Source organism: Methylobacterium sp. CM6241, from assembly GCF_054817845.1.
Genome location: NZ_CM139246.1, coordinates 2,165,145 through 2,177,272, shown reverse-complemented (window position 1 = coordinate 2,177,272; position 12,128 = coordinate 2,165,145). Strand labels below are relative to the sequence as shown.

Here is a 12,128-nt window from a genome sequence, read left to right as displayed (position 1 = left end):
CGAGACGATGACGATAGACAAGGTTCCGATGACGGTGCGCGGGTTCGCTGCGCTGGAAGCCGAGCTGAAGCATCGCCAGCAGGTGGAGCGTCAGCGCATCATCCAGGCCATCTCTGAAGCGCGCGCGCTCGGCGACCTCTCGGAAAATGCCGAGTATCATGCCGCCAAGGAAGCACAGTCCCACAACGAGGGCCGCGTCATGGAGCTCGAGAGCATGATCGCCCGGGCCGAGGTGATTGACGTGACCAAGCTGTCCGGCACCAAGATCAAGTTCGGCGCCACCGTGAAACTGGTGGACGAGGATACCGAGGAAGAGAAGACCTACCAGCTCGTTGGTGAGCCCGAGGCAGATGTCCGTTCGGGTCTCGTCTCGATCACCTCCCCGATCGCTCGCGCTCTCATCGGTAAGGGCGTTGGTGACACCGTAGAGGTGACGACGCCCGGTGGCGGCAAGTCCTACGAAGTGGTCGCGGTCCAGTACGGCGTCTGACGCCGGAGAGATCTCATCATGAAGCCGGCGGCATGCCGCCTTTCAGTCAGGATCCTGCAGAGAGCGGCGATCGCTATCGCCGCTCTTCTCGCTATGGCCGCGCCGACCCTCGCCCAAGGGCTTTCGTCCTTCGGTAGTTCGAAACTGTCGGCCATCCGTGTGGATGTGGGGCCTTTGCTGGCTCAGGGCGGCGGTGCCCCCGCTGAGGCGCTTCGTGGGGATCTCCTGACCGCGTTGAATCAGGAATTCGCCGATAGGCTCGGCGGGACCGGACCGGTTCTGGTGGTGAGGATCAAGAGCCTTTCGCTACGTCCCTATACCGGCAGCGAAGGTGGCCGCAGCGGCTTTGGTGGCGGCTCGCAATCCGACTATCTCGATGGCGAAGCCCTGCTCGTCGGGCGTCGGGGCGAGGTGCTTGCCCGGCATCCGCAGCTTTCGGCCCTGCCATCGAGCTCGGGCGGGGCATGGTATGACATGGATTCGGAACGGCGCCGCGTGGCCGCGATAGCCCGGCACTATGCCGGCTGGTTGCGCCGAGCATTCCCGTCGAACTGACGCAGCCATGTCGATCTTGGGAGCTGCCGGTGTGATGCGACCTGCTGGTGAACTCGTGTCCGTAAAACTCGCTCATCTCGGCGCCTGGATCGTTACGGACGGCAAGGCTGGCGATGAGAACCAGTGCATCGGTCTGGCAGAGACGCTCGGTCTGGACTACGAGATCCGCCGCGTCTCGCCGCGCCCCCCCTTCGGCTGGCTCGCCCCGTGGGGACCGATCGACCCGCGCGACCGCCCGGGCCAGCGCGGCGGTGCCTTGGCCGGTCCCTTTCCCGAGATCGTGATCGCCTCGGGCCGCCGCGCCGTTCCCTACCTTCGGGCGATCCGAAAAGCGTCGAAGGGCCAGACCTTTACGGCCTTCCTGAAGGATCCGCGGACAGGCCACGACACTGCGAATTTCATCTGGGTACCGGATTACGACGATCTTCGCGGGCCGAACGTGCTCACCACGCTGACGGCGCCGCACCAGGTGACGGCGGCACGTCTGGCGGCTGCGCGCCGCTCACCCGACCCCCGTCTGACCCATCTTTCGAAGCCTCGCGTAGCGGTATTGATCGGGGGTGACAGCCGCCATCTGAGCTACCGTACGACCGACATGAAGCGGCTTCTCGCCCATCTGACGAAGCTGGCCGATGGCGGTGCGTCGCTCATGCTCACGGTGTCCCGCCGCACGCCGTCGCCCCTGCGTTCGGCCTTGCAGCGCCTCGTTGAAGAGAAACAGGGATTCTTCTGGGACGGTACGGGGGCGAACCCCTACGTGTCGCTGCTGGCGCTCGCCGACGCCATCGTGGTCACGTCGGATTCGGCCAATATGGTGGGGGAAGCGGTGAGCACCGGCGCGCCGGTGCTTCTCTTCGATCTCCCGAAAACCTACATCCGGCACCGGCGGCTCTTCGCCGGGCTGGCCATGGCGGGCGCGCTGAAGCCCTTCACCGGCCGTCTGGAAGAGTTGCATTACACCCCCCTCGACGCGACGCCGACCATCGCAGAAGCTATGGCCCGCGCCTATATCGAGCACCGCGCCGGGTTCGCACCTGCGTCGCGGCCGTAGGAGACGTCCGAACCATGGCCCCCAACCATTCCAAGCTCATCATCATCGGCTCAGGCCCGGCCGGCTACACCGCCGCCATCTATGCGGCCCGCGCCATGGTCGAGCCGCTCCTGATCTCCGGCTTCCAGCCGGGCGGCCAGCTGATGATCACGACCGATGTCGAGAATTATCCGGGCTTCGCCGATCCGATTCAGGGACCGTGGCTGATGGAGCAGATGAAGCTCCAGGCCGAGCATGTCGGCACGAAGATCGTGTCGGAATACATCACCAAGGTCGATCTGCAGGCGCGGCCGTTCCATCTGGAAGCCGATTCCGGCGAAACCTACACCTGCGACGCCCTCATCATCGCCACCGGGGCGCAGGCGAAATGGCTCGGCCTGCCGTCCGAAGCGAAGTTCCAGGGCTTCGGCGTGTCGGCCTGCGCCACCTGCGACGGGTTCTTCTTTCGCGGCAAGGAGGTCGTGGTGGTCGGCGGCGGCAACACGGCCGTTGAGGAGGCGCTTTATCTCGCCAACCTCGCCTCGAAGGTCACGGTCGTCCATCGCCGGGGCGAGTTCCGTGCGGAGCGCATCCTGCAGGAGCGCCTGTTCAAGCATCCCAACGTCGAAGTGGTCTGGCACCACGCGATCGAGGAGATCTGCGGCAGCCAGTCACCGCCCTCGGTCACGCATCTGCGCCTGAAGGACGTGAGGTCGGGCTCGATCACCGAGCGGAAGGCCGACGGCGTCTTCGTCGCCATCGGGCATCAGCCGGCGACCGGGATCTTCGAGGGACAGCTCGCCATGCGCCATGGCAGCTACATCGAGACGAAGCCGGGTACGACCGAGACGGCGATCCCCGGTGTCTATGCCGCCGGCGACGTGACGGACGATGTCTACCGGCAGGCGATCACCGCGGCCGGCATGGGCTGCATGGCGGCGCTGGAGGCTGAAAAGTACCTCGCGGCCCTCGAACTGGGTGAAACCCCACAGCAGGCTGCCGCCGAATAGGGAAATTTTCGTTCGGCGCCTTGCGTCGGGCGTCAACCTAATCGCAAGATCGTTGTCCTAAAACCAGCACGAGCCGAGTTCCATCGGCTCGGCGTCCCGTGTTGTTTGGCCGAACCGTAGGAAACGGCGGCCGGGCACACCGTGACACGGCAAAGACCGATCCCAGACCGAACCGGGTCCGGCATCGGGAGTCCGGTCGTCGGAACGGGGCTGCGTGAGGGGGTTGGACGCCGTGGACTGGGACAAGATCCGGATCTTCCTCAACGTTGCCGAGGCTGGCAGCTTCACCCGCGCGGGCGACGATATCGGCCTGAGCCAGTCGGCAGTCAGCCGCCAGATCAGCGCCCTCGAACGCGAACTGAAGGCTCCCCTCTTTCACCGCCACGCCCGTGGCCTCATCCTGACCGAACAGGGCGACCTGCTGTTCCGGGCCGCGCGGGACATGAAGCTGCGACTGGAGAACACCCGGGCGCGTCTCGTGGAGACGAGCGAGCGCCCGAGCGGCGACCTCAAGGTGACGACCACGACGGGTCTCGGTACCTCCTGGCTCGCCCAGCGTGTCGCGGAATTCCTGGACCTCTATCCCGATGTCCGCGTCGAGCTCATCCTCACCAACGAGGAACTCGATTTGGCCATGCGCGAGGCCGACGTCGCGGTTCGGATGCGGCGCCCAGCCCAACCGGACCTGATCCAGCGCAGGCTGTTCACGGTGCATTACCATGCCTTCGCCTCGGCCGATTACGTGAAGCGGTTCGGCGAGCCGAAATCCATCGCGGATCTCGACAATCACCGCCTCGTCTCCTTCGGCGGCAACGAACCCTCCTACCTGCTGGCGACCCATTGGCTGTCCACCGTCGGCCGTGAAGGCCAGGAGCGGAGAACGATCCACTTCACCGTCAACAATATCGCCGCCCTGCAGAAAGCGATGGAGACCGGCGCCGGCATCGGTATCCTCCCGGATTACGCGGTCGAGGGGCAGACCGGCCTCATGCAGGTGCTGCGCGACGTCGAGATGCCGCATATGGAGAGCTACCTCGTCTATGCCGAGGAGATGCGCTCCGTGGCGCGCGTCCAGGCCTTCAGGGACTTCCTCGTGGCGAAGGCCCAGCGCTGGACCTACTGACCGGAAGAAGTCTCTCAAGGCCTGTTTGCGTTGTTAATCCAGGGCCTTACCTCATCCTGAGGTGTCGCGTAGCAGCCTCGAAGGAGGCTACCAGGGATAGCACGACAGCTGGAGCTCTCCTTCGAGGCCCTTTGCTCAAGCAAAGGTCTCCTCAGGATGAGGTGGTCTGCTGGGATGATCGACTTCGGCATAAGCTTCCACCGAAAAAGCCGATCAAACCGGGCCTCAAACGAACAGGCGCTCGTTTTCGAGACCCTTGTAGAGCCCGGCCACCTGCTCGCCGTAGCCGTTGTAGATCAGCGTCGGAACACGCTGGTCGGTGCCGAGTACGCGCTCCGATGCCTGGCTCCAGCGCGGATGCGACACTGCAGGGTTCACATTGGCCCAGAAGCCGTATTCCGAGGCCTGGAGGCCTTCCCAGAACGTCTTCGGCCGCTCGGCGACGAAGGACAGCTTTACGATCGACTTCACCGATTTGAAGCCATACTTCCACGGCACCGCGAGGCGGATCGGTGCGCCGAACTGGTTGGCGAGCGGCTTGCCGTAGATGCCCGTGGCGATGAAGGCGAGGTCGTTGTTGGCCTCCTCCATCGTCAGGCCCTCGACATAGGGCCAGGGATAGAGGAACGAGCGCTGGCCCGGCGCCATGGCCTTGTCCATGAACGTCTCCATGCGAACGTATTTCGCACCGGATGCCGGCTTTGCCAGGGCGACGAGCTTGGAGAGCGGGAAACCCGTCCAGGGCACCGACATCGACCAGGCCTCGACACAGCGATGGCGGTACAGCCGCTCCTCGAGGGTCATCTTGCGGACCAGATCGTCGATCCCGATCTCGAACGGCTTCTCGACCAATCCGTCGATCTTGATGGTCCAGGGGCGGGTCTTTAACGCGTTAGCAGCCGGCAGCACGGTCTTCGACGTACCGAACTCGTAGAAGTTGTTGTAATCGGCCGAGAACTTCTCGGCCGTGAGCGGACGGTCGAGCGTATAGGCATCGTTACGCGCCGCCGGATAGAGACCGCTCGTCGGATCGGCGGCAGCGAATGCGTGCTCGACGCCGACGAGAGACGTCGCAGCGAGGCCCGCGGCCCCGCCCAGCAAGGCGCGGCGGTTGAGGAAGACGCTCTCGGGCGTCGCGAGGCGTTCAGGCATTTCCCAGCCGCGACTGCGCTTGATGTACATGTGCCGTCCTCGAAAATGGTGGGATCGCCGCTTGCGGCGGCTGTATCCCGCGAAGATCGTCCCCGCCGCGCATCAGTGCAAGCAAGGCCTATCGTCACCATTCGATGAGAGGCCGCCACCGGTTACGTCGACGTGCCGCTCAGGGGCGCGCCGCGTCGTCGCGCAGGGCGCGGCGAAGCACCTTGCCGACATTGGTCTTCGGCAGCGCGTCGTGGAAGACGATGCGCCTCGGCACCTTGTAGCCGGTCAGCTGCGAGCGCGCGTAGCTCCGCAGCGCCTCGACATCGACGCTCTTATCCTTGAGCACCACATGCGCCACCACCATCTCGCCGGTCTCTTCGGATCGGGTGCCGACTACCGCGCATTCGAGCACGCCGGGATGGCCGACGAGGATTTCCTCCACCTCGTTCGGGTAGACGTTGAATCCCGAGACCAGGATCATGTCCTTCATCCGGTCGACGATGCGTACCTGCCCGTCTGCCTGAAGCACCGCCACGTCCCCGGTGCGGAAATAGCCATCGCTGGTCGTCGCCAGCGCAGTCTCGTCCGGCCGCTTCCAATAACCCGCCATGACCTGTGGACCACGCACGCAGAGTTCGCCCGGCTCGCCGGGAAGGACGTCCCTCCCCTCGGCATCACGGATCGCCACATCGGTCGAGGGAACCGGAAAGCCGATCGTACCGGTCCAATCCGCCCGCGGGTCGTTCACGCAGACCACGGGGGAAGTTTCCGACAATCCGTAGCCCTCGACGATGGACTTGCCCGTGATCGCCTTCCACTTGGCCGCCACGGGAGCCTGCACGGCCATGCCACCGGCGATGACGAAGTGGATTGCGGAGAAATCCACTTCGGTGATCTTCGGGTGGTTGTTGAGCATGTTGAAGAGCGTGTTCACCCCGGAAATATGCGTGAAGCGATTGCCCTTCAGGGTCTTCACGAACCCGTCCACGTCGCGGGGATTGGGGATGAGCAGGCAGCATCCGCCGATGCTCATGAACAGGAAGAAGCAGCCGGTCAGGGCGAAGATGTGATAGAGCGGCAGGGCCGTGACCATCACCCGGTCGACCCCATCGGTCTCCGACACGCAGAACCAGACCCGGCACTGAGCCACGTTGGCGACGACGTTGGCATGGGTCAGCATCGCCGCCTTGGCCGCGCCCGTCGTACCCCCGGTATATTGCAGGAAGGCGAGATCCTGCGGTCCGACCGGGACGGACACTTTCGGCAGGCTTCGCCCGCGGCGCACGACCGCGTCGAAGCGCAACGTCTTCCCCGTGGGCAGTCGATAGGGAGGCACCGCCTTCTTGATATGGCGCGCGGCGAGATCGATGATCCGGCCCTTGAGGCCAAGCCCGTCACCCGGCCCGGCGACGACGATCCGATCGAGGTCGAGGTCGGCGCCCGCGCCGGCGACCGTATGGGCGAAATTCTCGAGGACGAAGAGTGCCTTCGCGCCTGAATCGTTGATCTGCACCGCCAGTTCACGGGGCGTGTAGAGCGGGTTCACATTGACCACGACGCAGCCGGCCAGAAGGATTCCATAGATCGTCGCCGGATAGGCCGGCACGTTCGGCATCATGATGGCGATCCGGTCGCCCTTGCGGAACCCCTCGGCGACCAGCCAGGCCGCAATGGCATCGGCGGAGGCACCGAGTTCGGCATAGGTGACGGATGTGCCGAAACATCGGATGGCCGGACGAGCGGCGCATTGCGTCGTGCTGAGCCGCAGGATGTCGACGAGGGTGCGCGGGCTGGTGACGTCGATCTCGGCGGGTATGCCGGGCGGATACATGGAAAGCCATGGGCGCACGGAAACCGGCCCGGGGGCCGTGCCTTGGACCATCTCGATCCTCCCTCTGATGTGCGCGGCGGCTTGTTATCCGCGCAGCGGCTTGGTGCCGCCTTCGTTCATATGTAAACTATCTTTTCGACGTCCCTGTCATCGGATCAAACCGCAATCGACGGGGCGCCGGGTTTCTTCCGCCGCGATCTGTCACGAAGTGCCAGCCACACGAGTATGGCATGAGGCAGAAACGCGGCGAGAACGAGGGACGCTCCCAAACCCGCCTCGGCGGTCGATAGAGCGCGCCTGGGCCAGGGGCCGAAGCCCGCCATATGAGCCTGCCCGATCACGGCGAAGGCGAACCATAACGCGAGAAAGCCCGCGGCGCTGTGGAGAAGGCCGGTGGCGAGGCGTCGACCCCAGGATGCCGCCGAGGTTCGGCCGCCGATCAGGAGTGCGCCCACCGCCAGGGCCGAGCCGAACACGAAGGCCGACGAAGCGGAACCAAGGGCGAAGGCAACGCTCATCGGCTGATAGGTGAGGAAGGTCATGCCACCGGTGGCAAAGCCTGCGCGAAGCACGAAACCGCCGAAGGTCGGATAGAGGCTGAGGGCGAGAAGTAGCGTGGCCCCCAACAGGACACCGACGATGCGCCGGGGAAGGGACGCGGTGCTCGCCGCCGCCATCGCGACGAGCCTCGCCAAGCCATGGATGATGGCGAAGGTGAAGAGCGGGTATTGCTGCAGGAAGAAGCCGTAGAACCGCGCCGCCAGCTCGGGCGGAAGCGGCGAGGCTTGGCTCAGCCCGGTCACGGCCGTAGCGCACAGCGCGAGTAACGCGGCCATCAGCGGGAATGCCGCAGGCACGAGCGGTGAGATCGCGCCTACGGGAGAAGTGGCGGCGGCCGGGACGAGCGCCGCCGACGCGCCGCCGGATGGCATCACGCTTCGTAATTGTCGCGGACGAGCCTGTCGAGGAGGCGCACGCCCCAGCCCGCACCCCAGCTCCGGTTGATCTCACTGGGGCTCGACGACATCGCCACGCCGGCGATGTCGAGATGGGCCCAGGGAACGTCGTTGACGTAGCGCTTGATGAACGAGGCGGCGGTGGCCGCGCCGCCATGGCGGCCGCCGGTGTTCTTCATGTCGGCGAACTTCGAATCGATGGCCTTGTCGTAGGCCGGGATCAGCGGCATCCGCCACACCGCCTCGCCGGTCGCCTCGCTTGCGGCGGCGATCTTGGCAGCGAGTGCGTCGTCGTTCGAGAACATGCCGGCGATGTCCTGGCCGAGGGCGACGATGATCGCGCCGGTGAGCGTCGCCAGATCGATCATGAATTTCGGCTTGTAGGCGCTCTGCACGTGCCAGATCACGTCGGCGAGGACGAGACGTCCCTCGGCATCGGTGTTGATGATCTCGATGGTCTGGCCGGACATGGAGGTGACGATGTCGGCGGGGCGCATCGCGCCGCCATCCGGCATGTTCTCGACGATGCCGATCGCCCCGATGGCGTTGACCTTCGCCTTGCGCGAGGCGAGCGCGAACATCGTGCCGACGACGCAGGCGGCACCGCCCATATCGCCCTTCATGTCTTCCATGCCGCCGGCGGACTTGATGGAGATGCCGCCGGAATCGAAGCACACGCCCTTGCCGATGAAGGCGATGGGCGCCTCGGACGCGTCGGCGCCGCCGTTCCACCGCATCACGACCACGCGCGCTTCGCGGGTGGAGCCCTGCGCGACGGCGAGGAGCGCGCCCATGCCGAGGGCTTCGAGCTTGCCGGGGCCGAGAACCTCGACCTCGACGCCGAGCTTGGTCAGCTCCTCCGCACGCCGGGCGAATTCCTCCGGGTAGAGCACGTTCGGCGGCTCGTTGATGAGTTCGCGGGCGAGCAGGACGCCGCCGGCCACGGCCTCGGACTGCTTGGCCGCCGCCTCGGCTCCCGAAGGATCGGCGACCATGAGCGTGAGCGCGGTGACGCGGCCTTCTTCGCCCTCGGGCTTCTTCTTCGTCTTGTAGCGGTCGAAACTGTAGACGCGCAGGCGCGCTCCGAGGGTGAAATCGGCGGCATTGGCCGGGCTCACCGACGCGCCGGGCCAATCGAGGGCGACATGGGCCTGGCGGCCGCTGAGCTTGCTCGCGGCATAACCGCCGAGCGCCGGCCAATCGATCTTGGCGCGGTCCTTCTCCGAACCGAGGCCGATGACCAGCAACCGGTCGGCATCGAGCCCGGCGGGCGCGGGCAGCGCCAGGGAGGTGAGCGACTTGCCCTTGAACCGCTCGCTCGCGGCGGCGCGCGCCACCAGATCGGACGCGCCGCGGCCGACGGCCTGTGCGACAGCGGGGGAGAGAGCCAGATCATCGCCGACGAAGAGAACGATGTCGCCGTGGCCGACCGGGCCGAGCGGCCCGAATGCGATCGTGATACCGTCCGCCATAAGTCACGCTTTCCGAAGGTCAGGATTGGTGCGTGCGACGGAGCACGCGCCGCCGCGACACTCCCTGTGTACCCATTGATGCGGAGAACGCAACGCGATCCGCCCGCCGCGAAACCGCCCGAATTGAAGTGCCCCAGAGTGATCGACATCGGTGGACGGGCACGATGCCGGGGGGCATGAGGAAGGCCCGTGGGACGCGTCCCACGGACGCCATGCGCTAGGGCCCGCCGCGAGATCCGATGACGCAAATCGAGCGCTACATATTCAGGATCGCGGCCGGGGCCTTCCTCGCCTGCCTGATCGGCCTCACGAGCACGATCTGGGTGACGCAGGCCCTGCGTGAGCTCGACCTCATCACGGCCAAGGGCCAGACCCTCGTCATCTTCTTCCTGATCACCGGTCTTTCGGTGCCGACGCTGATCACCGTCATCGCGCCCGTTGCGCTGTTCATCGCCGTCGTCTACGCCCTGAACCGGCTGAACGGCGATTCCGAACTCATCGTCATGTCGGCCGCCGGCATGCAGCCGCGCCGGATCCTGCGTCCCTTTCTTACCCTGGGGCTCATCGTGAGCGCGGGCGTCGCCTTTCTGACGATCCAGGTGATGCCGTCCTCGTTCCAGGAACTGCGCGACGTGTTGACCCGCGTGCGCGGCGACTTCATCGCCAATGTGGTGAAGGAGGGCCAGTTCACCGAGCTCGACAGTGGCATCACCTTCCATTTCCGCGAGCGCGGTCCAGGCGGCACGCTCCAGGGCATCTTCATCCAGGACAAGCGCGAGGCCGGGAAGACGGTGGTCTATCTCGCCGAGCAGGGACAGGCGGTGGATTACGAGGGGCAGAGCTATCTCGCCCTCGAGAAGGGCAGCATTCACCGGCAGCAGAAGGATTCGCGGGATTCCTCGATCATCACCTTCGAGCGCTACACGGTGGATCTCGCGGCCTTCACGCCGCCGGACGGCGAGACCGTCTACAAGCCGCGCGAACGGTCGACCGCGCAACTCCTCTTCCCCGACACCAGCGAATCCTACTACCAGACGCAGAAGGGCCGTTTCCGCGCCGAAGTGCATGACCGGCTCTCGGCCTGGCTCTATCCTCTCGCCCTGACCCTCATCGCCTTCGCGGCTTTGGGCGATCCGCGCACGACGCGCCAGGGTCGCGGTCTGGCAATGGCGGGTGCGGTCATCGCCGTCATCGTGCTGCGCATCGCGGGCTTCGCCGCCAGCAGCGCGGCCGTGCGAAGCCAGGGCGCCGTCTTCGCCATCTACGCCGCCCCGATTCTGGCGTTGGCGATCTCCTGCCTCGTCGTGTTCAACGGGGCCGCCGTGCGGGACTGGAACGCACGCGTCTCCATGACCCTGACGAATTTCGGCCGCGCCATCCTGCGCCGGCCGCGCCTCGGCGACAGGTGAGGCCGCCGCGATGATGATCGGCTTCACCCTCGGCCGCTACTTCGCCCTGCGCTTCCTGCGCACGGTGCTCGGCGTGTTCATCACCGTCTTCGCCCTGGTCTACACCCTGGATTTCGTCGAATTGCTGCGGCGCGCCGGCGACACCGAGGGCGCGTCCACAAGTTTGATGGCCCAGCTCTCGCTCTACCGGACCCCGGCCGTCGCCGAGGGCGTCCTGCCTTTCGCGATCCTGTTCGGCTCCATGGCGGCCCTGCTGCAGCTGTCGCGCAAGCTCGAACTCGTGGTCGCGCGCGCCGCCGGAATCTCCGCCTGGCAGTTCCTCCAGCCCGGCATCCTGGTGGCGCTGGCCATCGGGGCTTTCACGGTGGGGGTCTACAATCCCCTCTCGGCGGCGATGAAGCAGCGCTCGACCGAGATCGAGGCCAGGATCTTCGCGAAATCCACGAAGGCCAATTCCGGCAAGGATTTATGGATCCGCCAGAACAGTCTCGACGGACAGGCGATCCTCCGTGCCGGGACGGCGATCGAGGGTAGCACCACCCTGGCGGGGGTATCGGTCTACACGTTCGACGAGAACGGGGTGTTCCTGTCGCAGATCGAAGCCGCGCGTGCGACGCTGCACGACGGTTACTGGTCCCTTCAGGACGCGCGGCTCCTCACCAAAGGCCAGCCGCCCGAGGGCTACGACACCTATATCCTCGCCTCCAATCTCGATCCCGGTCAGGTGAAGCAGCGCTTCACGCCTCCGGAATCTGTGCCTTTCTGGCAACTGAACGAGACCATCGCACGGACGGAGCGGGCCGGGTTGGATGCGACGCGCTACCGACTCCAGTATGATGTCCTCATGGCGAGGCCCATTCTCTTCGTTGCCATGGTGCTCGTGGCAGCCAGCGTTTCCTTAAGGTTCTTCCGCTTTGGTGGAGTGGGCAAGCTTGTGCTTGGCGGCGTGGCGGCGGGGTTCTTCCTCTACGTCGCGCGGCAGGTCATGGAAGGCCTCGGCGCATCAGGCATCGTGTCGCCCCCGGTGGCGGCATGGTTCCCGGCCGTGGTAGGGAGTCTTCTCGGTACGCTCACGCTTCTCTATCAGGAGGACGGCTGATGCCGTTGTC

General features: G+C 65.7%; 11 protein-coding genes. 7 read left to right on the top strand and 4 right to left on the bottom strand.

Annotation, left to right across the window (positions count from 1 at the left end; genetic code table 11):
* The first annotated feature begins 13 nt into the window (after window positions 1-13).
* From greA to ACYQR9_RS10045, 5 genes are all read left to right on the top strand, one after another.
* Window positions 14-490 carry a transcription elongation factor GreA gene (gene greA, locus ACYQR9_RS10065; protein WP_187273304.1) on the top strand — a complete coding sequence of 159 codons (477 nt, stop codon included), beginning with the start codon at window positions 14-16 and terminating at the stop codon, window positions 488-490.
* 18 nt (window positions 491-508) lie between these two features.
* Window positions 509-1,045: a hypothetical protein gene (locus ACYQR9_RS10060; protein ID WP_207411614.1), complete on the top strand. Its 537-nt coding sequence runs from the start codon at window positions 509-511 to the stop codon at window positions 1,043-1,045.
* A 34-nt stretch (window positions 1,046-1,079) separates the two neighbouring features.
* A complete protein-coding gene (locus tag ACYQR9_RS10055; RefSeq protein ID WP_461229479.1) occupies window positions 1,080-2,096 on the top strand; it encodes a mitochondrial fission ELM1 family protein in 1,017 nt (338 codons plus the stop codon).
* A 14-nt stretch (window positions 2,097-2,110) separates the two neighbouring features.
* On the top strand, window positions 2,111-3,085 hold the full coding sequence (gene trxB, locus ACYQR9_RS10050; protein ID WP_461229478.1) for a thioredoxin-disulfide reductase: 975 nt from the start codon (window positions 2,111-2,113) through the stop codon (window positions 3,083-3,085).
* Window positions 3,086-3,317: 232 nt separating this feature from the next.
* Complete coding sequence (locus tag ACYQR9_RS10045) at window positions 3,318-4,208, top strand: LysR family transcriptional regulator (protein ID WP_056431588.1); 891 nt, start codon at window positions 3,318-3,320, stop codon at window positions 4,206-4,208.
* 225 nt (window positions 4,209-4,433) lie between these two features.
* Here ACYQR9_RS10045 and msrP read toward each other — a convergent pair whose 3' ends face one another.
* From msrP to ACYQR9_RS10025, 4 genes are all read right to left on the bottom strand, one after another.
* Window positions 4,434-5,390 (bottom strand): protein-methionine-sulfoxide reductase catalytic subunit MsrP, encoded by a 957-nt coding sequence (msrP, locus tag ACYQR9_RS10040; protein WP_056431138.1) that lies wholly within the window; start codon window positions 5,388-5,390, stop codon window positions 4,434-4,436.
* A gap of 139 nt (window positions 5,391-5,529) precedes the next feature.
* Window positions 5,530-7,233, bottom strand: coding sequence for an AMP-binding protein (locus tag ACYQR9_RS10035; RefSeq protein ID WP_207411612.1), 1,704 nt, complete (start codon window positions 7,231-7,233; stop codon window positions 5,530-5,532).
* 104 nt (window positions 7,234-7,337) lie between these two features.
* Window positions 7,338-8,114 (bottom strand): hypothetical protein, encoded by a 777-nt coding sequence (locus ACYQR9_RS10030; protein WP_461229768.1) that lies wholly within the window; start codon window positions 8,112-8,114, stop codon window positions 7,338-7,340.
* Window positions 8,114-9,610 carry a leucyl aminopeptidase gene (locus ACYQR9_RS10025; protein WP_461229477.1) on the bottom strand — a complete coding sequence of 499 codons (1,497 nt, stop codon included), beginning with the start codon at window positions 9,608-9,610 and terminating at the stop codon, window positions 8,114-8,116. The genes ACYQR9_RS10030 and ACYQR9_RS10025 overlap by 1 nt, the downstream gene beginning before the upstream one ends.
* Before the next feature lie 239 nt (window positions 9,611-9,849).
* Here ACYQR9_RS10025 and lptF point away from each other — a divergent pair, with 239 nt between their 5' ends.
* Together lptF and lptG are read left to right on the top strand one after the other, a co-directional pair.
* Window positions 9,850-11,019, top strand: coding sequence for an LPS export ABC transporter permease LptF (gene lptF / locus ACYQR9_RS10020; protein ID WP_056431151.1), 1,170 nt, complete (start codon window positions 9,850-9,852; stop codon window positions 11,017-11,019).
* A 10-nt stretch (window positions 11,020-11,029) separates the two neighbouring features.
* On the top strand, window positions 11,030-12,118 hold the full coding sequence (gene lptG / locus ACYQR9_RS10015; RefSeq protein WP_056431154.1) for an LPS export ABC transporter permease LptG: 1,089 nt from the start codon (window positions 11,030-11,032) through the stop codon (window positions 12,116-12,118).
* Window positions 12,119-12,128 lie beyond the last annotated feature (10 nt).

What these genes read in the sequence shown, in the direction of transcription:
- ACYQR9_RS10060 (WP_207411614.1), top strand. Translation starts at nt 509, where the DNA reads ATGAAGCCGGCGGCATGCCGCCTTTCAGTCAGGATCCTGCAGAGAGCG.
- ACYQR9_RS10055 (WP_461229479.1), top strand. Translation starts at nt 1,080, where the DNA reads ATGCGACCTGCTGGTGAACTCGTGTCCGTAAAACTCGCTCATCTCGGC.
- trxB (WP_461229478.1), top strand. Translation starts at nt 2,111, where the DNA reads ATGGCCCCCAACCATTCCAAGCTCATCATCATCGGCTCAGGCCCGGCC.
- msrP (WP_056431138.1), bottom strand. Translation starts at nt 5,390, where the DNA reads ATGTACATCAAGCGCAGTCGCGGCTGGGAAATGCCTGAACGCCTCGCG.
- ACYQR9_RS10035 (WP_207411612.1), bottom strand. Translation starts at nt 7,233, where the DNA reads ATGGTCCAAGGCACGGCCCCCGGGCCGGTTTCCGTGCGCCCATGGCTT.
- ACYQR9_RS10030 (WP_461229768.1), bottom strand. Translation starts at nt 8,114, where the DNA reads ATGCCATCCGGCGGCGCGTCGGCGGCGCTCGTCCCGGCCGCCGCCACT.
- ACYQR9_RS10025 (WP_461229477.1), bottom strand. Translation starts at nt 9,610, where the DNA reads ATGGCGGACGGTATCACGATCGCATTCGGGCCGCTCGGCCCGGTCGGC.
- lptF (WP_056431151.1), top strand. Translation starts at nt 9,850, where the DNA reads ATGACGCAAATCGAGCGCTACATATTCAGGATCGCGGCCGGGGCCTTC.
- lptG (WP_056431154.1), top strand. Translation starts at nt 11,030, where the DNA reads ATGATGATCGGCTTCACCCTCGGCCGCTACTTCGCCCTGCGCTTCCTG.